The sequence below is a fragment of the Alkalilimnicola ehrlichii genome (genome assembly GCF_003399765.1).
In the GTDB taxonomy this organism is placed as follows: Bacteria; Pseudomonadota; Gammaproteobacteria; order Nitrococcales; family AK92; genus AK92.
The window spans coordinates 41,588-64,748 of the sequence record NZ_NFZV01000001.1; the positions used below are offsets into that span (position 1 = coordinate 41,588).

22 protein-coding genes and 3 pseudogenes are annotated in these 23,161 nt (G+C 58.0%); 11 read left to right on the plus strand and 14 right to left on the minus strand.

What is annotated here, in order from left to right:
* Positions 1 to 118 precede the first annotated feature (118 nt).
* From CAI21_RS00185 to CAI21_RS25760, 5 genes and pseudogenes are all read right to left on the minus strand, one after another.
* Positions 119 to 988 (minus strand): hypothetical protein, encoded by an 870-nt coding sequence (locus CAI21_RS00185; RefSeq protein WP_116300438.1) that lies wholly within the window; start codon positions 986 to 988, stop codon positions 119 to 121.
* A 575-nt stretch (positions 989 to 1,563) separates the two neighbouring features.
* Positions 1,564 to 2,327, minus strand: a pseudogene (gene xth / locus CAI21_RS00190) (exodeoxyribonuclease III).
* Positions 2,328 to 2,525: 198 nt separating this feature from the next.
* Complete coding sequence (locus CAI21_RS00195; protein WP_116300439.1) at positions 2,526 to 2,804, minus strand: DUF5666 domain-containing protein; 279 nt, start codon at positions 2,802 to 2,804, stop codon at positions 2,526 to 2,528.
* A 116-nt stretch (positions 2,805 to 2,920) separates the two neighbouring features.
* A pseudogene (locus CAI21_RS00200) lies at positions 2,921 to 4,293 on the minus strand (M3 family metallopeptidase).
* Between the two features lie 279 nt (positions 4,294 to 4,572).
* Positions 4,573 to 4,959 (minus strand): annotated as a pseudogene (locus CAI21_RS25760) (oligopeptidase A); the annotation flags it as partial.
* Positions 4,960 to 5,451: 492 nt separating this feature from the next.
* Here CAI21_RS25760 and gorA point away from each other — a divergent pair.
* The 4 genes from gorA (at position 5,452) to CAI21_RS00220 (ending at position 8,331) form a co-directional block, all read left to right on the plus strand.
* Positions 5,452 to 6,660 carry a glutathione-disulfide reductase gene (gene gorA / locus CAI21_RS00205; protein WP_472974019.1) on the plus strand — a complete coding sequence of 403 codons (1,209 nt, stop codon included), beginning with the start codon at positions 5,452 to 5,454 and terminating at the stop codon, positions 6,658 to 6,660.
* Between the two features lie 73 nt (positions 6,661 to 6,733).
* Entirely contained in the window at positions 6,734 to 7,264 is a 531-nt protein-coding gene (locus tag CAI21_RS00210; RefSeq protein ID WP_116300440.1) for a gamma carbonic anhydrase family protein, read from the plus strand.
* Positions 7,265 to 7,326: 62 nt separating this feature from the next.
* Complete coding sequence (locus CAI21_RS00215) at positions 7,327 to 7,557, plus strand: hypothetical protein (RefSeq protein WP_116300441.1); 231 nt, start codon at positions 7,327 to 7,329, stop codon at positions 7,555 to 7,557.
* A gap of 144 nt (positions 7,558 to 7,701) precedes the next feature.
* Positions 7,702 to 8,331: a class I SAM-dependent methyltransferase gene (locus CAI21_RS00220; protein ID WP_258867941.1), complete on the plus strand. Its 630-nt coding sequence runs from the start codon at positions 7,702 to 7,704 to the stop codon at positions 8,329 to 8,331.
* A 12-nt stretch (positions 8,332 to 8,343) separates the two neighbouring features.
* Here the strand turns inward: CAI21_RS00220 and CAI21_RS00225 are convergent, their stop codons facing one another.
* Positions 8,344 to 9,798: an FAD-dependent oxidoreductase gene (locus CAI21_RS00225; RefSeq protein WP_116300442.1), complete on the minus strand. Its 1,455-nt coding sequence runs from the start codon at positions 9,796 to 9,798 to the stop codon at positions 8,344 to 8,346.
* 84 nt (positions 9,799 to 9,882) lie between these two features.
* The gene (locus tag CAI21_RS00230; protein ID WP_116300443.1) at positions 9,883 to 11,019 is read right to left on the minus strand and encodes a polysaccharide pyruvyl transferase family protein; all 1,137 of its coding nucleotides are present in this window, start codon (positions 11,017 to 11,019) and stop codon (positions 9,883 to 9,885) included.
* Positions 11,020 to 11,237: 218 nt separating this feature from the next.
* Between CAI21_RS00230 and CAI21_RS00235 the strand changes: the two genes are divergently transcribed.
* On the plus strand, positions 11,238 to 12,254 hold the full coding sequence (locus tag CAI21_RS00235) for a porin (RefSeq protein ID WP_116300444.1): 1,017 nt from the start codon (positions 11,238 to 11,240) through the stop codon (positions 12,252 to 12,254).
* Positions 12,255 to 12,404: 150 nt separating this feature from the next.
* Here CAI21_RS00235 and CAI21_RS00240 read toward each other — a convergent pair whose 3' ends face one another.
* The 3 genes from CAI21_RS00240 to CAI21_RS00250 all read right to left on the minus strand — a co-directional run bounded on the left by CAI21_RS00240 (position 12,405) and on the right by CAI21_RS00250 (position 15,735).
* Positions 12,405 to 13,574: an alpha-hydroxy-acid oxidizing protein gene (locus CAI21_RS00240; protein ID WP_116300445.1), complete on the minus strand. Its 1,170-nt coding sequence runs from the start codon at positions 13,572 to 13,574 to the stop codon at positions 12,405 to 12,407.
* Positions 13,575 to 13,769: 195 nt separating this feature from the next.
* On the minus strand, positions 13,770 to 14,909 hold the full coding sequence (locus CAI21_RS00245; RefSeq protein WP_116300446.1) for a trypsin-like peptidase domain-containing protein: 1,140 nt from the start codon (positions 14,907 to 14,909) through the stop codon (positions 13,770 to 13,772).
* A 76-nt stretch (positions 14,910 to 14,985) separates the two neighbouring features.
* The gene (locus tag CAI21_RS00250; RefSeq protein ID WP_116300447.1) at positions 14,986 to 15,735 is read right to left on the minus strand and encodes a BPSS1780 family membrane protein; all 750 of its coding nucleotides are present in this window, start codon (positions 15,733 to 15,735) and stop codon (positions 14,986 to 14,988) included.
* A 177-nt stretch (positions 15,736 to 15,912) separates the two neighbouring features.
* On the opposite strand from CAI21_RS00250, the gene CAI21_RS22840 reads away from it, so the two are divergent.
* Positions 15,913 to 16,152 (plus strand): hypothetical protein, encoded by a 240-nt coding sequence (locus tag CAI21_RS22840; protein ID WP_147305008.1) that lies wholly within the window; start codon positions 15,913 to 15,915, stop codon positions 16,150 to 16,152.
* Positions 16,153 to 16,166: 14 nt separating this feature from the next.
* On the opposite strand, the gene mobB is transcribed toward CAI21_RS22840, so the two are convergent.
* Positions 16,167 to 16,727, minus strand: coding sequence for a molybdopterin-guanine dinucleotide biosynthesis protein B (mobB, locus tag CAI21_RS00260; protein WP_116300449.1), 561 nt, complete (start codon positions 16,725 to 16,727; stop codon positions 16,167 to 16,169).
* A 167-nt stretch (positions 16,728 to 16,894) separates the two neighbouring features.
* Between mobB and CAI21_RS00265 the strand changes: the two genes are divergently transcribed.
* A complete protein-coding gene (locus tag CAI21_RS00265) occupies positions 16,895 to 17,266 on the plus strand; it encodes a carboxymuconolactone decarboxylase family protein (protein WP_220347706.1) in 372 nt (123 codons plus the stop codon).
* A 32-nt stretch (positions 17,267 to 17,298) separates the two neighbouring features.
* Here CAI21_RS00265 and CAI21_RS00270 read toward each other — a convergent pair whose 3' ends face one another.
* On the minus strand, positions 17,299 to 17,676 hold the full coding sequence (locus CAI21_RS00270) for a SirB2 family protein (RefSeq protein ID WP_116300451.1): 378 nt from the start codon (positions 17,674 to 17,676) through the stop codon (positions 17,299 to 17,301).
* Between the two features lie 205 nt (positions 17,677 to 17,881).
* On the opposite strand from CAI21_RS00270, the gene CAI21_RS00275 reads away from it, so the two are divergent.
* From CAI21_RS00275 to CAI21_RS00290, 4 genes are all read left to right on the plus strand, one after another.
* Complete coding sequence (locus CAI21_RS00275; protein WP_116347358.1) at positions 17,882 to 18,292, plus strand: ribonucleotide reductase subunit alpha; 411 nt, start codon at positions 17,882 to 17,884, stop codon at positions 18,290 to 18,292.
* A 222-nt stretch (positions 18,293 to 18,514) separates the two neighbouring features.
* Positions 18,515 to 18,892, plus strand: coding sequence for a hypothetical protein (locus tag CAI21_RS00280; protein ID WP_116347356.1), 378 nt, complete (start codon positions 18,515 to 18,517; stop codon positions 18,890 to 18,892).
* Positions 18,889 to 19,341, plus strand: a complete 453-nt coding sequence (locus tag CAI21_RS00285; RefSeq protein ID WP_116300454.1) for a hypothetical protein — start codon at positions 18,889 to 18,891, stop codon at positions 19,339 to 19,341. The genes CAI21_RS00280 and CAI21_RS00285 overlap by 4 nt, the downstream gene beginning before the upstream one ends.
* Positions 19,338 to 20,921: a hypothetical protein gene (locus CAI21_RS00290; protein WP_116300455.1), complete on the plus strand. Its 1,584-nt coding sequence runs from the start codon at positions 19,338 to 19,340 to the stop codon at positions 20,919 to 20,921. Before CAI21_RS00285 ends, CAI21_RS00290 begins: the two co-directional genes overlap by 4 nt.
* A 160-nt stretch (positions 20,922 to 21,081) precedes the next feature.
* Here the strand turns inward: CAI21_RS00290 and CAI21_RS00295 are convergent, their stop codons facing one another.
* Entirely contained in the window at positions 21,082 to 22,278 is a 1,197-nt protein-coding gene (locus CAI21_RS00295; protein WP_116300456.1) for a zinc-dependent alcohol dehydrogenase, read from the minus strand.
* A gap of 20 nt (positions 22,279 to 22,298) precedes the next feature.
* Positions 22,299 to 23,090, minus strand: coding sequence for an SRPBCC family protein (locus tag CAI21_RS00300; protein ID WP_116300457.1), 792 nt, complete (start codon positions 23,088 to 23,090; stop codon positions 22,299 to 22,301).
* Positions 23,091 to 23,161 lie beyond the last annotated feature (71 nt).

A 23,161-nucleotide genomic window follows, 5' to 3' on the forward strand; every position in this document is an offset into this window, starting at 1 on the left:
GTGCCTGTAACGGCGCCTCGTGCTCCCGCCGGGAAGCTCAAAGCGCCTAGCTGGCTAAACCCGAGCATGGTGCGGGCAAGGGCGCGGCAGCCGCAGCGCCCTCCCCGTTCGCCTGGGTTTACTTTTTCCCGCCTGTCGGAGCGAAGTTCAGGTTGCCTTGGACGTTTACACTCTGCTGAGCGAGGCTGTTAAAGCCGGAGTTTTGGTTGACCTGGCTAATGCCGGCAGCGCCTGCAAAGGCGCCGTCGTCCAAAATGTTGACGCCGACATTGACGAAAGCCACGCCGCCGCCGTCGACGCTATTGCCCGACACAGTGCCTTCTAGTTCGCTGGTGGCTACGACGTTAAAGGACTCGTTGTAAGCGCCTGCGCCGTAGCCGGCGGCGATGATGTTGTCGTCATTGGCGGCAACCGAGCCTTCGCCGGCGGCTACGCGGTTGTCGTCGCTGTCTTGTAGAGCGGTTGCACCGTCGCCGGAGGCAATGGCGTTTTGCTCGTCGGCGGCAATCGCGCCGTCGCCGGTAGCGATGTTGTTGTCGTCGTTGTCGTCGTAAAGCGCGACGGAACGGTCGCCGTTGGCGAGGTTGTTGTTGTCGTCCATGGCCTGCGAGCCGTCGCCAAAGGCGACGTTATTATTCTCGTCCATCGCTATGCTGCCGTCGCCGGTGACGTTGACGTTGTCGTCGCTGTTGGCTTGAGCGATGCTGCCGCCGTCGGCAATGGCATTGTCGTCGTTGATCGCGTTGGCGTTATCGCCGGCGGCGACGTTGTTGTTGTCGTCCATGGCGATCGAGCCTAAGGTGGCATTGTTGTTGCCGCTGTTATCTTCGTACTGGGCGATAGAGCCAAGTGTGGCCACGTTGTTCTCGGTGACTTCGACATCGTCAAAGATCCCGACGGCAACATTTATTTCCGTGTCCTGAGCTGCCGCTTGAGCGGAAAGAATCAGGCCGAGGGCGGTGGAGGTAACCAGCAAAGTCTTTCGCATACCTATGAACTCCCTTTCACTAGTAGGTAAATTCGTTCCGCTGCGCAGCCGTCGGCGATCGACGGCTTTTTGGCCCCGCGCACTAGCGGGCAGTGCTTGGTTAAGCAGAACTTGTGCCAAGTTTTTCAGGAAGCGGAAAATGCCGGTTTTCTAATGCCTTAGCCACATCGTTGCGGGAAGCTTGGCGCCGTAAGGTGCCGTCTAATTCGGTGAAGTGTTAAAGCTCTGAAACGCCTTGTACGGTCGGTACGAAGCCTAGAGTGGACGGATCCCTAACAGAAATCTTCTTTTATCAATTGCTTACGAGCTTGATGGTGGCACGGATAGCGTCTTCTAATCTTGGCAGGGTATGAAACATTGGTATTCGGCGGCTTGCGAAGGTGTAAAACATTAGAAAACAATAACTAAATATCTTGAAAGCAGCAGTGCAGGATTTAAGGATAAAAGGGGAGTTGGGTTAGCGTTTTATCCGATGCGGTGTTAGGCGTAACTATTTGCTCAAACAGTAAGTTAGGAGCTTTGAATGTAATCGGCGAGACGAATCCGTTGACGGGGCTCGCCTCGCCGCTGTTGTGTTACACAAACTCTGCAATGGCCGGAGCGTGGTCGGAGGGGCGTTCCCAGGTACGGGGTTCGCGGTCGATGTAACTTGATCGGCATCGCTCCGCCAGGCTGTTGCTGGCCAGAACTAAGTCGATTCTTAGGCCGCGGTTGCGGCGGAAATTATTCATGCGATAGTCCCACCAGCTAAACAGCTTGTCGGCCTGTTCGAAACGCCGGAAGGTATCTTCCAAGCCGAGGTCGAGCAGCCTGCGTAGTGCTGTGCGTTCGGGTTCGCTACATAGCACCTTATCGCGCCATTCTTCCGGGTCGTGAACGTCGCGGTCGTCGGGCGCAATATTGAAATCGCCAACGACGACAAGTTGAGAATGGCGGGCAAGTTCGGTTTCCAGAAAGTCGTGTAGCTTTTCCAGCCAGTCAAGCTTGTAAGCGTATTTTTCGCTGCCCACCGCTTGTCCGTTCGGTACGTAAAGATTGACGAAGCGAAGATCGCCCACGGTGACGGCGAGCACGCGCCGCTGAGGGTCTTCTAGTCCGGGTAGATCGAACACAGGGTCTGCTTGGGGCGCTTTGCTGAGGACGGCGACGCCGTTATACGTTTTTGGCCGGAGAAGCTTACTTCGTAACCGGCTTCGCGGATCGCCTCAAGCGGGAAGTTTTTGTCTTCCGATTTGGTTTCTTGCAAGCCGAGCACGTCGGGCTGATGGTTTTCCAGCCAATCGAGCAAGTGAGGCAGGCGGACTTTGAGCGAATTAACGTTCCAGGAGGCGAGTTTCATAGCGGATAAATTATCTGTTCGATGAGAAGTTGGACGGTTGTCGTTGCTGTCGAGAAGATACCACAGTCGCGGCAGGACTGCGCATGCCGCGGTTGGCGCGCACGGATTAGCCGTGGAGACGACTTATAAAGAATGCTAAGGCGTTAAGGGGAAGAAGGCGCGCGTTTGCGGATGCTGCAAGCGCGCCAATAGGGGGCGTTAGTCTTCGAGTTCGATTTCGGTGGCGAAGTGGCGTTCGTCACGGTATTCGAAATCGACTTCTACCCGCTGGCCGACGGCAAGATCCTCAAAGCGGTTGAGCCCGTCGTTGTAATCGGTATCGTCGTCGGTGAAGAATTCGATGCCTTGGACCGTGAACGCGCTGTCGTCGTCGTTGATCGACGCGATCTCGCCTTCGATGTCGTTTGCCGTTGCGTTGCCGACGACTAGCAGTAATAGCCCGCCCAGCGACCAGGCGGCCGGTATCGATGCTCTCATTAATACACCCTCGTATGCTGACGAGGTGTAGTTATAGGCGTGCCGCAGCGCTTACAACCTCATAATTAAGTAGTAAGCGCTGCGCGATTCAACGGGGCAACGGTTTTTCGCCTTAATCAGGCGGCAAGCCCGTTGTGTCGAAGTAAGGCATCGATGTCGGGTTTTCGGCCGCGGAAGGCGACGAATAAGTCCATGGCTTCTTGCGAACCGCCTTTTTCAAGGATGTTGGCGAGGAAACTGCGGCCGGTTTCCCGGTTGAAGATACCCTCTTCTTCAAAGCGCGAGAACGCATCGGCGGAGAGGACTTCGGCCCATTTGTAGCTGTAGTATCCCGCGGCATAACCGCCGGCGAAAATATGGCCGAAACTGTTGGGGAAGCGGTTAAAGGCCGGCGGTTTGACGACGGCAACCTGATCCCGTACTTCCTCCAGTATCTGGTAGATCCGAGCGCCCCGCGCCGGTCGTACTCCAGGTGGAGCCGGAAGTCGAACAAGGAAAATTCGAGCTGCCGGACCATTTGCATGGCCGATTGGAAGTTTTTCGCTGCCAGCATGCGCTGGTAGAGTTCTTCCGGTAACGGAGCGCCGGTTTCGTAGTGCGCGGCAAATAAATCCAGCGCTTCGCGCTCCCAACACCAGTTTTCCATGAACTGGCTAGGCAGCTCGACGGCATCCCAAGGTACGCCGTTGATACCGGAAACCGAGGGATAGTCGACGCGGGTGAGCATATGATGCAGACCGTGGCCAAACTCGTGGAACAAGGTTTCTACTTCGTCGTGCGTGAGCAGCGCCGGTTTATCGCCTACCGGTGGGCTGAAGTTACAGGTCAGGTAGGCAACCGGAATTTGCAAGCCGTCGGCGGTACGATGCCGAACGCGACAGTCCGCCATCCACGCGCCGCCTCGTTTCTTCTCCCGCGCATAGAGGTCGAAATAGAACTGACCGCGGAGTTCGCCGCCGACTTCGCGAATCTCGTAGAAGCGTACATCCGGGTGCCATACGTCGGCGCCGTCGACCTGCTCGATTTTCAGGCCGTAGAGGCGCTCGACAACTTTGAACAAGCCTGGGATGACCCGGGTCTCCGGGAAATACGGCCGGAGGTCTTCTTGCGAGATCTGGTACCGCGCTTGGCGTAGTTTTTCCGAATAATAGCCGATGTCCCAGGCCTCCAGCTTTTCCAGCCCGTCTTGTTCGCGGGCGAAAGCTTGTAGGGCTGCCAAGTCCTCTTGCGCTTTCGGGTAGGCGCGTTCGGCCAAGTCGCTGAGGAAAGCCATGACCTCTTCGGTGGAGCCGGCCATCTTCGGCTCCAGGCTTAACTCGGCGTAGCTATCGAAACCCAGCAGTTGGGCTTTCTCATGTCGAAGCTTTAGGATTTCCTCCATGATCGGCAGGTTATCCCAGCGGCCGGCATTGGGGCCTGTGTCCGATGCCCGAGTGCTAAAAGCCTCGTAAACTTCCCTCCGTAACTCTCGGTTGTCGGCATAGCTCATAACTGGGAAGAAAGAGGGAAACTCAAGGGTCAGCAACCAACCTTCCAGCCCTTTCTGCTCGGCGGCTTGTTTGGCTGCCGCCTGTGCCGATTCCGGCAGCCCTGAGAGCAAGGCCGGGTCGGTAATATGCTTCTTCCAGGCGTCGGTGGCATCCAGCAGGTTCTCTTCGAACTTTGCCGATAGTTCCGACAGCCGCTGCGCTATTTCTTTGTAGCGTGCTTTTTTCGCTTCGGGTAGCGCTACGCCCGAGAGGCGAAAGTCCCGCAAGGCGTTGTCGATCGTCTTTTGCTGCGCGGCGCTTAGGCGGGCGTATTCGTCGCTTTCCCGAATTTGCCGGTAGGCTTCGTACAGGGCTGTGTTCTGCCCAAGCTCCGTGCCATGTTCGGAGAGCTTGGGCAGGCAGGCGTTATACGCTGCGCGCAGGGCATCGCTATTGACCACCGAGTTCATGTGGTTCACCGGTGACCATGCTTTGGCTAAGCGGTCTTCGGCGGCCTCCAAGGGGGCGATAAGATTGTCCCAGCCGTAACGGTCGTTCTTCTCCAGTAACTCGTTGAGTAATTGCCGGTTCTCAGCGAGTAACCGATCGATAGCCGGTTCGACATGTTCGGGCTTGATTTGCGAAAACGGTGGAAGCTTGTCGGTGGCGAGGAGCGGATTGTTCATATCGACGCTATCTTTCCTTAAGCAGACACTGATTGATTCCTGGCGCTTTGGTAGAAGCCCGCAACGCACGATATCTCCATTCTGCCCGACTTGGTCGCAGACGACTATCCCGAGGCGGGCTTGTTTATTGATGGTTTCATTTTGGTCGGACTCAAACGTCGAGCGGCGGATAATGGTATGTTGTGGTCGCGATTCTTGGGTGCTTTGTCGAACGCTGTTTCTCAACGGCGCGATCGAGCCTTATTACCTGCTAAATGGGGAATGGCCGAACGCTCCCCCCTGCGTGATAGCTTTGCGGGGACGGCAGAAGGTATTCGGCCTTTCCTAAGGTGCTTCGAACGGAAGGTTAGGTATGAGCAAGCATTACGATCTGATCTGCATTGGTGGCGGTAGCGGGGGGATGGCGACCGCCCGGCGAGCAGCTTCTTATGGCGCCCGCTGTGCGGTGATCGAAGCAAAAAGCTGGGCGGAACCTGCGTTAACGTCGGCTGTGTGCCGAAAAAGGTGATGTGGAATGCGGCCCATACAGCACACTCTCTGCACCGGGCGCAAGACTACGGTTTTGCGGTAGGCGAAGTTGGGTTCGACTGGGTGGAGTTGAAGCGACGGCGGGATGCCTACGTCGAACGTTTGAATGGAATTTACGCTCATAACTTAGATAAAGCCAATATCGATTTTATCGAAGGTTTCGGCCGGTTCGTCGACGAGCGCACGGTGGAGGTCGACGGTACGCGCTATAGCGCCGATCACATTGTGATAGCGACCGGAGGGCAGCCCTGGCGACCCTCTATACCCGGTGCCGAGTTAGGTATCGATTCTGACGGTTTTTTCGAGCTGGAGGCCTTGCCCGGCAAGGTGGCGGTATTAGGGGCGGGTTACATTGCGGTGGAGCTGGCCGGGGTATTGCATGAGCTCGGTAGCGAGACGTGCTTGGTTATCCGCGGTCAGGAGCCGTTACGTAGTTTCGACAGCCTGATTCGAGAAGGCCTTATGGAGGCGTTCCATGCCGAACAATTGCCGGTGGTGACCGGCTTTGAGGCGAGTAAGTTGGAACGGGCCGCAGACGGTACGATCAGCATTTACGGGAAGGACGGACGCTGTTTGGAGGGGTACGACACAGTCGTGTGGGCGGTTGGGCGCCGTTCTTGCACCGGCAGTTTAGGGTTGGAGCGCATTGGCCTGGAAGTGCGGCATAACGGTGATATTCCGGTCGACCGTTATCAGCAGACAAGCGTCTCCGGTGTGTATGCGCTTGGAGATATTATCGGTCGTTATCCGCTCACGCCTGTCGCGATCGCCGCAGGGCGCCGGTTGGCGGATCGCGTGTTTGGCGGCCGCGAGGGTCGCCATTTGGAATACCGTTGTGTCCCCACGGTGGTGTTCACTCACCCGCCGATCGGTACCGTAGGCTTAACCGAGGAGGAGGCACGCGCCGAATTTGGCGATGACGTGACGATATTCACTAACCGCTTTATTGCCATGGATTATGCATTATCCAAATCTAAGCGGCGCAGCTTGATGAAGCTGGTGACCGTCGGGAAGGAGCAACGGGTAGTCGGTGCGCATATGATTAGCCCCGGCGCCGACGAAATGTTGCAAGGGTTTGCCGTTGCGGTGCGGATGGGAGCGACCAAGGCCGATTTCGACGATACGATAGCGATTCATCCCACTAGCGCGGAAGAGATGGTAACTATGGTATAGCTGTATAGAGGGCGATAGCGGGTAACCCTCGTCCGCCGTCGCTCAACCCAGCTTGCCATAAGCGGAGGACTACATGATTCGCGATTTCGAGCGTGCCCGGCCGCATATTGCCGATACCGCGTACATTGACGACAGTGCCTTGGTTATAGGCGATGTGACGATAGGCGAGGATGCTTCGGTGTGGCCGACCAGCGTTCTGCGCGGCGATGTGAATAGCATTACGGTCGGCGATCGCACCAATATTCAAGACGGTACGGTTATTCATGTAACGCATGACGGCCCTTATTCGCCGGGCGGTATTGCGACGATCATCGGCGCCGGGGTTACGGTCGGTCATCGAGCCGTTCTACATGCGTGTACGGTTGAGGACTATTGCCTTATCGGCATGGGCGCCATCATTATGGATGGCGTCCTGATCCAGCGCGAGGTAATGGTGGCCGCCGGCTCTTTGGTGCCTCCGGGTAAAGAGCTTGAGAGCGGTTATCTTTACGTGGGCAGTCCTGCTAAACGATTGCGGGCGCTGACGGCTGCGGAGAGAGAACAACTACACTACTCGGCCGAGCACTACGTCAAGTTGAAGAACCGTTACAGCCACGCGTTCTGATGCCGTGAAGGATTGCCGCAAACGCCCCCATTACCAACAACGGGAAGGTAAGGTCCCGTGTTATGGATATAGAGGTCGAAACCGGTATAGGGCCTTGGGGCGATCCTGAGCCGGCTGTTTTCTTCGTCGGCAGCCGGCGAGTGGCCGTTTTAAGTATTGTCGATCGTTGGCTTGCCGATGAGCATGCCTATTTTAAAGTGGCCGCGGATGATGGGGGGACTTATATCCTTCGTTTCGATTATCCTAGCGGCCGTTGGGAGATGACCTTGTTTTCCTCGGGCGAGCAGCATTAAGGGAGCCGCCAGCCATTGTCTTACGGAAGCGTGGAAGCGCTTATTTGCTTCCCGCCGATGGTGTCCCTTAAATTGGCTCCTGCGCGGGTCATCCCCATGGCTTGCTTGAAGGCGAGCCCCGGCAGACGCAAAGGAGAGAATTACGTGTCAGAACAGATTTCGTCCCGCCGCGCGCAAATGATTCTATTTGCTAAGAACTTCGTGAAACATCCGTTGATGCTCGGGTCGCTCATTCCCAGCTCGCGTTTCTTGATTCGCAAACTATTAGGTCGTATCGACTGGGCTAATACGGATCTAATTGTTGAGTACGGTCCGGGCGTCGGCACTATTACGGTTGAGTTACTCAAGCACATGCGCCCAGAGGCGAAGCTGGTGGTCATCGAGACGAATCGGGATTTCGTCGACTTTTTGCAAGAAACGGTGAGCGATCCGCGCTTGCACGTCGTACACGGTTCGGCGGCGGATGTGGAGCGCTTGCTGGCGGAGCGGGAGTTGGGGCAAGCCGATTATGTCATTTCCGGTATTCCCTTTAGCACCTTGCCGGCTGGCGTGGGCGAAGCGGTAGCGCAGGCGACTCACGATGTGTTAAAGCCGCAAGGGCGTTTTCTCGTCTACCAGTTCTCGCCGGCGGTTCTTCAGTACCTGGAGCCGGTGTTCGGGCACATCGAGCGCGGCGGCGAGATGCGTAACGTGCCGCCGGCGCGCTTGTTCTTTTGCGCCCCTCGTATGGAAGCGGAAACGCCGGACGTTAATGTGCCGAAAGCCGCCAGTTAGCGTCGGCGCTTCTTACGGGAGGCCTGACCGGCTCAACGGCATCCGCGGCATTTCCTGGCCGAGATCGGCGCCTTGGCGGATCAGTTCGGTTTGAATCGCGTCGACGGCCACATGGCGTAAGGTCGTTTTGTAGCGGGCGGCCAAGGCGCCGGCAATTCCTGCCGCTTGCCCCGTGGCCATGGCGATTGGCATGACACGGTACGAGGAAAGGGCTTCGTGGCTGCCGGAAATGCAGCGCCCTGCGACGGCAAGATTGTCGATGCCTTTAGGTAAGAGGCTGCGCCAAGGGATATCGTAGGCTTCATCCGGCGGTAGACGTTTGATTATCGTGCCTTTTCCGGAAGGGTTGTGGATATCCACCGGATAAGCGCCGCGGGCGATAACGTCGTCGAAACGAGCGGCGCGCAGGAGTTCCTCGGCCTGCAGGCGGTAATCGCCCACGATCCGGCGCGTTTCCCGTACTCCGGTATGCACGCCGCTTTGCATAATATAGCTTTGCTCGAAACCGGGGACGTATTTCTTTAGGAAGCTCGCCACTTGTTGCAACTGGCGTCGGCTCTCCCACTCAGCATAGCTAAGATCCCAGACGTCGCAGCCCAGTACGCGCGTAACGCGGGTGCTGTTAACCGCGACTTCGCGCTCATACGGTGTGCCAAAGAATAGAATGTCTTCCCGGGTGAGGTCTAACTCGCCGGCTTCGGTTGCTTTCGCCACCAAGTCCCATAACCCATGCACGCCGTGCCACTGGCCGGGATGCTCGCGGCAATAGGCATCGAAGGCGGCACGTTGAAACTCGGCAATGCGAAACATGAGCGTCATGGGTTGCACTAGGCCATCCTCGTCGCGCCCGATCTCGTAATCGGCACCTGCCTGGGTCGCAATATCGCCATCGCCGGTGCAGTCGACGATGGTTCGCGCCCGGATCAGCAGCGGTCCGGATTTGGTTTCGAATATGGCCCCCGTCGGGCGGCCGCTATCGCCCTCGACGCCGCTGGCAAAGGCGTGAAACAAAAATTCGACACCGGCTTCGTGCAGCATCTCTAAGGCGACTAGCTTGAACACTTCCGGGTCGAAGGGGACGGTATAGCCGGTGTCGATCGAGGGGGCAACGGCGCCGCCGCTGCTGACCAAACGTTCCAGCATCGTTTTCAGAACGCCTGCCACGACCGGGTGCCCCGGGCCGTGATCGTTCGGCAGCAGATTGGTCACGCCGGCTTTTTCGAAGGTCGGCCGTTGCGTATGAAACGACATCAGCGGCATGACGAGGGCCGCGGTCGCGTTGCCTCCGAGGAAGCTATAGCGTTCGGCCAAAACAACGCGCGCGCCGGCTTGGGCAGCGCCGAGTGCGGCGCCTAAGCCGGCCGGTCCGCCGCCGACGACGAGAACATCGGTCTCGGTTGCCAGGGTTGCCTTGCGGAGCGGTAGGGCGATGTGTTGTGGGTGTTCGGGGCGTGTCAGTGCAGGCATGCGGTGACAAAAGCTCCTGGTAGGTTAGATCGGAGAACGGTTCGGTCGCGGCATATCCGAATCGCCGGCCGGGCCAAATGCGCACTAATGCTTTCCTATGGAAGGGCGGTTAAGCAGCTCGACCAGTAAGTTATTGGTCTTTCGCGCGCGTGCTTGTAGCTGCGGCAACCGTGCACGTATCTTTGTCGCCAAGTCGGCGCGTAAGTCCCACGAGTGGTCGATATTGGCCAATAGCCGACCGGAGTTGACGTTGCCTAGCGGCGGCATATCCATATCTAGCGCTTGCAGTAGTCCGCTGACTTTGGCCGCGTAAGGGAGAGAGACGAAAGGCACCCCCCGTAGGGCGGCAAAGATAAGAAAATGTAGCCGCATTCCCACGGCGAACTGGAACTGTCCGACGAGCTGCAACAGCTGCCCCGGCGTGTATTCGCCTTTGAGAACGCTGGCGCGTTGCGCGCATTGCATTTTGGCGACTACAGCATGGCTATGTTGAATATCCATATGTTGGCGCTCCATCGGTACGAAGACGATGTCGGCATCCAGCCGGTCGACCATGAAGTCCGCTGCATTGGCAAGCAGATGATGGTAATGATCGACATCGATCTCCGGTGCGGCAGGGCCTGGCTCCCGAACCGAGAAGCCGACGATACGGTGCGAAAGGTCGAGACTTTCCCGTACCAGCGTATCGTCCGGTAGGGGTTCGGGCTCCAGCAGCAGTGCCGGATCGGCCGTTACCTGGATCGGTTCGCGGACGCCGATATCTTCCAGCAACCGCGCGCCCTGCCGGTCGCGAACCGTTAGCAATGCCGCCTGATCTAGCGCTTCTTTCACTATTCGGCGAACTGAGCCCGCCCGTAACGGGCCGGCGCTGATGGCATAGACCATGACCGGCACCCCAAGTTCATGGGCGAGTAGGACTTCCCGTAGGTAAACGGCCGCTTCGCTGTCGTATAGGATGCCGCCGCCGCCTAATACCAGCAGGTCGAGCTGTTCGATTTCGCTGCGCGCTTCGGCACGGGTCAGGTCGCGAATCGTCAATGCCTGGTCGACTGCGTGACGCTGTAAGGTATCGGCAGCGTTGCGCGAGAATACGGTGATGTGGACCGGTAAGCAGCGGCGTAGTTCACGCGTTATGACGGTGAGAATGGCTTCGTCGCCGAGATTGAGACCTCCGTAGGAGCCCGATATTCCAACGCGGTAGCGCTTGTCCGGCTTGCTCACGCGATACTCCTTCTCCGCCGCGGCTGGGCGAATCGTCTATTATGCGGTTCATCAGCTGGCATAATTGGGCCGCTAAGCTAGCGTTCCTATCCGTCGATGAGCGGTATTTTGCTGTTCCGACGCTTTGACTCATCCGGTTGCCGAAAAATCGTTTCGGCAACCGGATAAGGTTGCGGTGTGCGCCAAGGAGGTGGCCGTGGATAACGACAATGAGGTAGATGATGGTCAAACTACGTATGGCGGCTGCCGGGTTGCTCGCCGCGCCCTTGCTGGCGGACGCCTCGCTAGGCGAGGTGTACGGCCGGCTCCATATGTCGGCGGATTACACGAGTAACGGCGCTCGAAGCGCTGTGAACGTGAGCAGCAACGCGAGTCATGTTGGGTTTCGCGGCAGTCAACCGATCGGGGGCAGCCTGGAGGGGATCTATCAACTCGAATCGGAATTTGCCGGCGATGTCGGAGGCGGCGAGTGGGCCGTTCGCGATACCTACGTCGGTCTTCGCGGCGCGTTGGGGGAAGTGCGCCTAGGGCGGTTCGGCACACCCGCGCGACGGGTTTGGGAAACGGTGGATTTCTTCCCCGAACAGGTTGGCGACGCCCGCAATCTGATTCGTGGCGATTATATGCTGCCGGGCGCGGACGCGCCGTTGCAGGGTTTTGACGAACGACTTAATAACAGCGTCTACTATCGCACGCCCCGGCTTGGCAGTTGGCAGGCCGATATTCATTACTCGACCCATACCGGCGAGGAGCGTTACGTCGACGATAACGACCGCGATGCGGTGAGCACTTCGATAAGCTATCGCTACGGCAACCTGTATATGGCGACAGCGCATGAGAATTACAGCCGCGATCGTCACGTCAACCGCTTCGCCGGTGCCTACGATGCCGGGCCTATGCGTGTTGCCGTCTTTTATCAGAAAGCGGGCGACCCGGACGATCGCGCTTGGGGGGTGGGAACGCGTTACGGCGGTGCTACGGCTGCCTTAAAGATGCAATACTACCAACTCGACGCGGCCGAAGCCGGTCTGGGCGCGGCTATGTGGGCGCTGGGGGTGGCCTGGGATCTTGTGCCCCAGTTTGGGCTTTACCTCACCTACGCTCAGGTGCGTAACGACAGTCGGCAGACGCTGGCGCCTTTTATCCAAGCGCGCGGCGTCGAGCCGGACGAGGTATCGGTAGAGCCGGGATCTAACCCGCGAGCCGTCGCCTTGGGGGCCGTATATCGGTTCTAAAAAGCTCGTCAGCAAGCCAGTACTATACATGATTGGCCACTAACTTCACGGCGCCCCCGTAACGGGACGGCCGTCGACAGACCGGCAACCTCTCGCACGGCGCTATTGTGCTGCGCGAGAGGTTGCCTTACGAAGCTTGTGCGTTAGCGTTCAGTTTCCTAAGGCGAGTAAATCGCTATCGATGGCGTCGAAGCGGTCGCTTCCCGCCAAGGCCATGCTGAGGTCTAGGTCAGCGAGTATGCGCCGCAATACTTCGTGTACGCCTTCCTCTCCGGCCAGCGCTAGCCCCCAGATGTAAGGGCGGCCAAGTAAGACGGCGTCGGCCCCTAGAGCTTTTGCTTTCAAAATATCCGCTCCGGAGCGGATGCCGCTGTCGAATAGTACTGGCAGGTGCTCGCCGACCGCTGCGCGGACAGGAGCTAACGCGTCCAAGGCGGCAATCGAACCGTCCACCTGACGGCCGCCGTGGTTCGACACGATCAAGCCGTCGACCCCATGCTCCTTCGCGAGCGCGGCATCCGTGGGGCTTAGCACGCCTTTGAGGAGAATAGGCAGGGAGGTCGCCTGCCTTAACTTGGCCAAATCCTGCCATGTCTTGCTAGGGTCGGCAAACTCTTCTCCCCAGCGTCGAATCGAAGGCCACATATCCTCTTCCGGCGTGGCCTCCAAGCCGGCTCGGAATACCGGGTCGGAGGTGTAGTTTGCAAGCCCCTCTCCCTTTAGAAAGGGGAGGAAGGCATTGGCTAAGTCTCGCTCCCGCCATGCCATCATTTTCGTATCGAGGGTAACGACGATGGCTTGATAGCCGTTTGCCTCGGCGCGTTTGACGAGGCTTTCCGCCAAGGCGTCGCTTTTCGGCCAGTACAGTTGAAACCAACGCGGCGCATCGCCCATTGCTTCCGCTACGGCTTCTAGCGAATGCGCAGCGACTGTGGAGAGAATCATCGGAACGCCGAGGCGGGCGGCAGCTCGTGCCACGGCCAGTTCGGCGTCCGGGCGGATAATGCTCTGTACGCCAATCGGCGCCATTAGCAACGGGGTCGGATAGTCTCGGCCAAGCAGGCGAATCGAGACGTCTCGCGTACTGACGTCCGTCATCATGCGGGGCAGGATCTGGTAACGCTCGAAGGCTTCTCTATTGGCGCGCATAGTGCTTTCGCCCGCTCCGCCGGCGACATACCAGTAGGATTCGTCCGGTAGGACTGCGCGGGCGGCGGCTTCCATATCCTCGATACGCATGGGCAGGCGTGGCCGTTCGCCTTTCAGACCGTTGCGGTAGATACGAAGTTGGTAATCGCCGTAGTGAGCAGGTTTGGTCATGGTTTTTCGGTCCTCGTACCGCCTTTTTGGGTTTCTTAGCAGGCTAACTATTAGCCAACCCAATAAAGTGCGCGTAGTCAAGGCACTCGTGCCCAATCGTCTGTCGCTTTGCCGGTTTTAGAGCGTTGCTTCCGGTTCCTGGCTAGGCGCGGCCCGTCGGCGACAGCCGTCGCCCTTGGCCAGGATCCGCTAGGTTTATCTCGGCATCATGGGCGGCGGCGCGCGATGGGCCTCCATCATGGGTTCCTCCTCGACATCGTCCTGTGCCGTTAGGGTAAGCCGCATCTCCACTTCTCGGCCTTCACGGTCGAGCGTGATGTTTACTTCGTCGCCGGCCTGACGGAGCCCGATCCGGTTACGTAAGTCGCCGGCACCGGTGATCTCGTCGCCGTCGACGGACGTAATGACATCTCCTGTTTCAAGGCCTGCGGAGGATGCCGGCGTTTCTGGTGCGACTTCGGCGACTACCGCACCGCGGGTGACCTCGGTTTGCAGCTCTTCTGCTAAGTCAGGAGTGAGGTCTTGGGCGAGAACGCCCAGCGCCCCGCGCCGGACCTCCCCGTAGGCCACCAATTGCTCAAGGATCACGGCGGCTGTACTGACCGGGATGGCGAAGCCGATTCCGATGTTGCCGGCACTGGGAGAGAGAATGGCGGCGTTGATACCGATCAGCTCTCCGTCCATGTTGACTAGGGCGCCGCCGGAGTGACCAGGGTTGATGGAGGCATCGGTTTGAATGAAGTCTTCATAGCCTTGTACCCCTAGCCCCGTCCTGCCGACGGCGCTCACTACGCCGGTCGTGACGGTTTGATTAAGCCCAAAGGGGTTGCCCACCGCGACAACGAAATCGCCAACCCGTAACTCTTCTGGATCGGCCCACGGCAAGGTGTAGAGCTCCGTATCCGGGTCCGGGTCGATCTTGATAACGGCAAGATCGGTTTCCAGATCGCTGCCGACAGGGGAGGCGGGTAGCTGCTCTCCGCTATGTAAGGTAACCATGACCTCGTCAGCGTCTTGTAGTACGTGGGCGCTGGTGAGAATCAAACCTTCGGCGGCATCGACGACAACTCCGGAGCCTGCGGCGTGAAACTCTTGCTCGCTAGGCACCCTTTCCTCTCCTTCTCCTAAGAAGCGACGGAAGAAGGGGTCTTCTAACAGGGGGTTGGGCTCGATATCGACGACGCCGTGGACGGAGATATTCACTACCGCCGGCAGCACGTCTTCTAACATGGGAGCTAAGCTCTCGCGGCCGCTGTGCGGGTTATCTTCGGCTATGGCGAGCGGTACTAGTAACACAAAGCATAGTACCGACCAAAACAGTCTCTGTCCCATCATTATGCGATCCTCCAGGCGGCTCCTGTTATCCGGAGCGGCGCCCTGTTTCAGTATTCCTACATGTAAGTGGGGTGCTTTAGCCGGTGTCACGATGGAGGAAGATGTCGCGGTACCCGATATAGGCTGAAGCCAATGCAACGGGCCCCCATAGAATGAAGCCAAGGAAGAAGGGTAGTGCTGCCAACGCGGTGAGTACGAGGCTGATTAGCAGGTAAAGCAAAAAGGTAGCAAGATTTGCCGCTGCGCCTTGAAAGCTCAACTTCATCGCGGTTGCCGGCGGTTGGCGGTTCAAGGCGACTAACGCCGGCGCAAACCACAGCGCCATGATCAGCGGAATAGATAACACCAGCGATATACCGAAGCTTGCTAATAGCGCTGGATCGTTGGGGGCAGCGGCAGGGTCGGCCACCGGCATACCTAGTGCCGTGACGATAATGGCCGTGGCGAGCGATATCAGGAATAACCCGGCCAGGTAAAGCACCCCCACCAGCGCTAACGGCCCGCCGAAGCGAGAAAAGCCGGAAAATACCTCTGCCGTTGTGATCGGTTCGCGTTGCGCGAGTTTATGACACGCCAGCATGTAACCGCCGAACAGAACCGGCGCCAAGACGGTTGCCGCTAACGGTCCGACGAGGGGAATGAAATTAAGCGCAGCGACGATCAGAACCCAAACCAGGACCATTCCGATCATAGGCAGCGGGGCGCTTCGGAATAAGTCAAAGCCGTCGCTGATCCATTGCCAGCCATAGCCGACGGCAAGTCTGCGGGGCGTTAACGCAGCGCCTCCGGAGGCGTGCGTCGGTTCGCTATAGTGTTGCTGTTCCATCTTTCGGTTTCCTGCCAGAAGGACGGCACGGCCATAGCATAGAGGTAAGGGGTGTCGGCACGGCTTTTAAAGTCGGAGCCTCAGCGCGTGGCGGTAGCGCTTGATCAATGACTCATTAAGCAATAGCTAAAGGCGAGAGTGGTGCCTTCTTTTGGCGGCCGACAGTGGAGCTCAAGGATGAATAGGAATCTTGATATCGATGCCGTAGTGAGTCGCGGCGATGCGCCGAGCCGATTTTATCTCGACGGGCGTAGGGTGAAAGTGACGGAAGTGCGCTACCATTGGCTTGAGCGCGGGCAGCGCTGTTTTCAGGTAATTGGCGACGATGGGGTCAGTTACCTCCTCCGCCATTGTTGGGCTTCTAATCGGTGGACCTTGAGTCCCACGATGCAGGGGGCGGGCACGGGCGGTCACTGACCGTAGCGCAGCCTTTACTCTGTTTCCAGAATATCCTTTCGAATAAAGCGCGCAATGGCGTCGGGCGCGTTAATATCGAGGATAGGTAGCGATGTGTCGAGTTGTTCCGGCGCATCGGTGGCAACGGCGACGATAGCCGGATCGCTCGGGTGCCTTGGCGGGTGGCCGAGTTCGGGGCGCCAGAGTTCGATTTTGGGGAAGTGTTCGCTTTTGAAGCCTTCAACCAAGATGAGGTCCGTGCCGGTTTGATCGAGTCGTGCTAATTGGTCGGCCAGTCGCGGTTCGGTGGGTTGCGGATGCTCGGTAACCATTGCAGTGCGATAAGCGGAACATACGAGTACTTGACTGGCGCCGGCTTTACGAAGTTCGTAACTGTCTTTACCCGGTCGGTCGATATCGAAATTATGGTGGGCGTGCTTAATCAGGGACAAGCGTATACCGTGCGCGGTGAGTAGTGGGATAAGCTCTCGCAGTAGCGTGGTTTTACCCGTACCGCTATAGGCGGCAAAGCCGAGCAGCGGTTTGAGAGCGGTTGCCGGCCATAACGGCTGGTACTTATAGCGCTGACTTGGCATATCTGTAACACCGTAAAGTGTGAATGATGGTTTTAGAGCCTGCGATCAGGGGGTGTACAAAGCTTTGACAGCACCCCGATAGTAAATGCCGAACGATCGTGCCTTTTATGCTAAAGAAGAAGGCTCAACGGTATCTGGCGTTTACTGTCTTAGGTTGTAGGTACCGTTTGAATGAATCCCATACTAAACGAGGTGCTCGTTATGACCAATTATCTACCTTCGGGGCCGGTTACTTAGCCGAGACCTATCCCGAAATTTGGGAGGCTTATGAGCAGCTGGGAGAAGCTTGCGCGAATGTGGGGCCCCTGGATCCGCATGCTCGGCGTTTGATCAAGTTGGCGCTAGCCGTCGCGAGTCGTTCGGAGGGCGCGACGCATTCCCATGCCCGCCGTGCCCTCGCCGAAGGGCTTGACCCCGAAGAGCTTCGCCAAGTTGCCCTGATGGCTATACCGACTATCGGTTTGCCGCAGTCGGTGGCCGCTTTGACGTGGATCGAAGACATCATCGAGGAGCAAGAAGACGGCGGGGCCGACGCTTAGGAGCGGAGCCGGTCGCTAGCTCCTGCCCGCCGTCAGCCAAACGGCCAAGGTTGCTTGGTAAACGCTACCGCTAAAATGTAGCCAAACGCTAACAAAGCGCCGATAAAGGCTGCAATGCGGATTTTCTGCGTTTTTCCTCGTTTTAGGGCAATCATGCCTAGTCCGATATAGACCAGGAGGCCGAGCACTTTGGCGCCTAGCCAGCTGTGCGGCATCGACACAATGGCAACTAAGCTAAGCGCGCTGAGCAGTAGCACCGTGTCGATAACATGCGGAACGATTTTTACCCAACGCTGCTGTAACCGTTCGGGGCTAAAAAACATCCAGCTGCCGCGGACGATGAAAAATGCCAAAGTGAGCACTGCCGTGCTCATATGGAGGTGTTTGATGAGGCCGTAGTACTCGAACATGCGTTAATCTCGTCGCTCTTCTTTCAGCCCGCCTATCTTTGCCTTGTTTACCTATAAAAGCAATATTGTTTGTAGGGTTTTGCTGCCGAATTTGTGAAATTCGTCGAGCGGGCTTGGATGCTCGGTTTGCTTCTCGGCAGTGTTGCTGCTCGCGTTACAGCCCCATATCGCATTTGAAGGCAGGCGATCTGCGGAGTGTCATATCATGGCAATGAGTTTTAACGATGTGGTTGAGGCGGGAATGATGGCGGAGGCGCCGGTGCGCTTATTGTTCCTGTTTGTGAAAATCGAAGAAATAGGCACTCAAAACGCCGCCGGACCGCGCAGCCGCACCTTAGAGCCCGTTATGGTCACCGATAAACTGGCTGCGCCTGATCTGGATTTCGACGGTCTGATCGAAGAAGCAGATAAAATCAGCCCCGGCTGGGATTTCGTACTGATCTCCAGCCTCATGCGGGGCGATGGCAATATTCCCCACTCCGACGAAGCCGAGCCGCATTTGCAGCAGATGGCGAACTCGGTAGTGAGCGGAGGAGACCTGTCGCACTATCTCGTGTTCGACCGCGAAGAGAACCCCATCCGTATCGAGACGAGCCCAGTGGGCGGGACTGCTTAACGGGCTTAGCCAACGGGTTACATTACACCTCGGGTGTGGCTATGTGACCCTTTTGGCATCTTTAACTCGCTGATTCAGCGCCCCTTTTATTGCCTTTCCGTTTTGTGACGCTGCCCTCGGTGTTGGCAGCAGGCTCCTTCCTATACTCGCTCTCACCGCAAGGGGCTACCGAATCCGGTTTCTTTCGCCCTTGCAAGTACGGTGAAAGGGCCGGGAGGGAGCGTGGTTCGTCGATTTTCTCAGTATCTTAGGGCAATTGCGATTTGGCCCTTGGCGGGCGGTGCGCTTGTCCTGCTGATGGCAGGAGCGCCTGCCGTTGTTGCCGAGCAGTCCTTATCCTCGGAAGTCGTAGAAGCTTTGGAGGCGGGCAACTGTAAGCAATTGATGCGGTTGAACCGTCGGTATTGGCGGTTAGCCGAGTCGACGCCCTCGGAAGCTATGTACCAGCACACTGCGTTGGCGTTGGAATCCGCCATCTTGGGCGACCCGCTATGCGGTCGCGCCGATGCCGAGTTGATACGGGTCGAGCCTCAACAGGGCGTTAATTTCTTTAATCCCCACGAGTTCCATGTTTTCCGCTCCGGGAGACCGTCCCGATGAGCGGTTTTAGTCGCCGTTTACGGTTGTTGATTCTGGTATTGAGTGTGGCGCTGGCTGTGCCGGTAGCGGCTGCCCCAGGTGATGTGGTAAATCGCTCTGCGGCGGACTTGCCGCCTGTGGCCCCCGAAGTTGCCGAAGCGTTTATCGACGCTTTGTTTAGTCGTTGGAACGGACACAACTTGGGTGGCTTGTTAGCTGCCGACTTTCCCGATCGTCAGCTCCTGCTCGATGCTTTCCCGAACGGTGTCCCGGCGGATGCTCGGTTACGGGTAATCGACGTCAGTGCGGTACGGACCTTATCGCAGGCGCGGATAGAAGGGGGCGTTGAGAGTACCGTTTCGGCGGTTGTGCGCGCTCAGCTCGAATATGAAGATCCGCGGCAAGGCTTTCAACGGCACGAAAGCGTGGGCGAGTACACCTTTAGGATCGTGCGTCGAGCGCCGCGATGACGAAGTCGTTGCGTCTCCTCTGTGTGCCGCTGATATTGGCGGCGCTCTCCGGCCAGGCGTTGGCGACGGAGTGGCGATTAACGGGAAGCAATACGCTGCGCTTCGAGCATTACCACATCACAGGCGATGAATCCTCCAGTCCGTACGCCCACAGTGGCAGCCATTTCTTTAATGATCTGAATCTAAGCCTCACGCGACAACAGGCGTCGGGTTCCCTATGGCGATTTAATTTTGCCGGCGTTGCCAATTATTCCGACTACCGGCATTCCGAAACGGGCTTGATCCCCGAGCGGATGTCTATGTTGTACGAGCGCACTGACGTGGCTTTGCCGTTTCGCGTTGAGCTCGGCGACCAGTACATGAACGTTAGCCGGTTGACGTTGCAGCGCTCGATGAAGGCAATGCGTCTGGAGCTAATGCCTCTGTCCGCGGTCGATGGGCGTAAGCACAGCTTGACCTTATTCGCCGGCGCCGCCGAAACCGATTGGTTGTCTTTCGATGCCAGTGCCAGCCAGTATCGGGGGGCGTCATGGGCGATGGCCGACAATGCTTTAGGCCGGTTAAGCGCAAATGTCGTTTATCATAGTCGAGAGAACGACGAAGGCGTGGTGGAGCATAGCGAATGGGTAGGTAGCTTACTGGCCGAGCGCTCGTTCAACTTCTCCCACCAACGTTTGCACGCCCAAGGAGAATGGGCGCGCCATTTTACCGACCATGAGACGCATTGCGATCGCAACGGGCAAGATCGTGCGGTGACCGCCAAGATCAGCGGCCAGGACAGATTGCGCCCTTTGAGTTACGAAGTCAGCTACGAGCGGTTCGGCGAGGACTATGCGCCGGCCGGTACAACGCTTAGATCGGACTACCGGGGAATTGCAGCTCAGGCGGGGCTTGGTCTAGGCGGCGGCTATGAAGTGAGCGGTCGCGGTCACTGGGTTACCTATGGCGTCGATAGCCCGAACCCGGTGCATGCGGAAACCTTTGGCGTCAGTATGAGTGGTCCGCTCAACCGCTGGGCGCCGCGGCCGATACTGGGGCAAGGCGAGGTTACGCTGCAAACGCGCAACAGCGAATCGGGCCATATTGACACGCAGGCGACGACTACGCGTTTGAATTTAACCCTCCCGAACCGGGGGGAAACTCGGATTGGGTTGTTGTGGTCGGAGTTTGATAGTCGGCATACGGTTGGAACGGATCGGATCACTCGGAGAGTAAGCGTCAACCACGGTCGGAAAGGCGTTTTTGGTCGTACCGAGCTGGATCTACGGGCCGGTTTCGCTTACCAAGAGGTTAAAGGGAACAACCCGCAGCAGACCCTAAACCCGACGCTGTCTTTAACGGCAGCCCGTGCCGGTCACAGCATCGGAGCCAATCTCGGGTACCACCGCTTCGATACGGATGTGACGGCCGATGCCGGTGTCGATACCTACACCTTCGGGATGAACTACCAGTACCGCGACGGCCCCCATACGGTCGGTATTCAGGTCGATCACCACTTACGCGATCCGGAAGCCGGCGAGGAGACGGAGTCATGGCGTGCTGGGGTGTTCTGGCGCTATAGCTTCGATCATGGTTGGTAGGCGGCTATTTTTTCGGCACCGGTAGTTGGTTGTTGCTGGGGAAGGCGTTGACCGAAAGGGCCTTCGGCTGACGCTAAGCATCGCTATAGGCAATAGCGTCTGGGCCCAGGCCCCATAAGCAAATTCCCGCTAACGCACGATGAAGCCAAGAAAACGCCGTTCAATGAACCGCAGTCGTTTCCGGTTGCAGCATGACCTTGATGCAACCGTCCTGTTTGTCGCGGAACATCTCATACGCCTGTGGCGCTTGTTCGAGCGACATCCTATGCGTAATGACAAAGCTTGGGTCGATGTCCCCGGTAGCGATGCGTTCCAGCAGCGGTTGCAGGTATTTGTGAACGTGGGTCTGGCCGGTTTTTACGGTCAGCGCTTTGTTCATCAAGGCGCCGACGGGTAGCTTGTCGGCTAAGCCGCCGTATACCCCGGGAACCGATACCGTACCGCCCTTACGGCAGGCCATGATGGCTTGACGTAAAGCCGTAGGCCGTTCGGTTTCCAGCATCATCCCCTGTTTTACCCGATCGTACCATCCTTCTAAGCCTAAGCCGTGAGCTTCCATACCGACGGCATCGATACACGCATCGGGGCCGCGCCCGGCTGTCATATCGCGTAAGGCTTCGACTACCTGCAAAGTATTGCCTACATCGCTTGGTCGTAGCGGTTCCGCTCCCGATTCGCGCACGGCCATCGACAGGCGCTCGTCGACGTCGTCGATAGCGATGACGCGAGCACCCAGCATCTTAGCGCTGGCAATGGCGAACTGCCCTACCGGGCCGCAACCCCAAACTGCAACGGTGTCGCCCGGTTGGATATTGCACTGCTCGGCGGCTTGATAACCGGTGGGGTAAATATCCGTCAGGAATAACACTTGCTCGTCGCGCAGGTGATCCGGAACCTTCATCGGCCCAACATCGGCGAAGGGGACGCGTACAAATTCCGCCTGACCGCCGGCATACCCGCCTAGCGCGTGAGAATACCCGAACAGGCCGGATGGCGAATACCCCCACATCTTTTCGGCGATGACCGCATTCGGATTAGAGTTGTCGCACAAGGACCATAGGTCATGCTCGCAGTAATAGCAGTGTCCGCAAGCAATCGGGAAGGGGACGACGACCCGATCGCCTTCTTTTAGATTGCCGACCTTATCGCCAACGGCTACCACCTCGCCCATAAACTCGTGGCCGAGAACATCGCCTTTTTGCATGGTGGGAATGCAACCGTCGAACAGGTGTAAATCCGAGCCGCAAATAGCGGTGGCCGAGATTCGGACCACCGCATCCCGCGGATTGACGATGCCCGGATCCGGCACCGTATCGACACGGACGTCGTTTGATCCGTGCCAGCAAACCGCTCTCATGTCGATCTCCTCTCTTTGGCTTAATGGCGCAATGTGCCCGACGTCGGCGGAGCGGCCGGCGTCGGTTCGGCAGTCGGCATCTCGCCGGCTTCCATGAGCTGTTTAAAGCGCCGTATATCTTCCTGAATCTCCTGCTTCGTAATGCCATTGAAGTAGCGCGCCATCGTGGTCCCGAGTTTGCCCCCGGGTGGGCGATAGCACATATCGACTTCGACTTCCGTGCCGCGACCTTCCGCTAAGGGCCGAAAGCGTATTTCGCCCTCGTTTTGGAGTTGCGAGCCTTCCATGGAGCGCCAAGCGATTTTCTCGTTCGTCCGGTCTTCGATTACTTCTGCATCCCATTCCAGGGTTTTGCCGAACGGGGCTTCGGCGACCCAGTGCGAACGCCGCTCATCGAACTGAGTGACATCGACGATGTGACGCATAAACTGCGGTAGGTGCTCGAAGTTTCGCCAGTAGCTATAAAGCTCGTCGGGCGAACGATCGATGGTTATGCCGGTGGTGACGCGTATCTCGCTGTCGCCGATAAGCCCCTTATCGGAAGGGCTGGCGGAGCTGCGGCCGAGTTGCTCATACATGGCGCAATGGCCGCTCGCGCCGCGATATATCAGCACCCCGCCGATGGCGCCCATGGCAAGCCCGAGCAGCCCTCCTCGGCGCATGCCCCAAATCGCGGCAAGTGTACCTCCGGCCAGCGATGCCCAGCGCTCGGTATCGCCGACGTTGTGGCCGCTTTGTTGCATTCGGTCGGCTTGTTCATGCGCCATTTCCATACCCTGGTTGGCGAGATCTTGTATCCGGTCTTTGTCCATACGTGAATCCTCCCGCGATTAACACGCTGGCGCCGCCCGGTACCGCATAACGCATTACCGAGAGTGGCGCA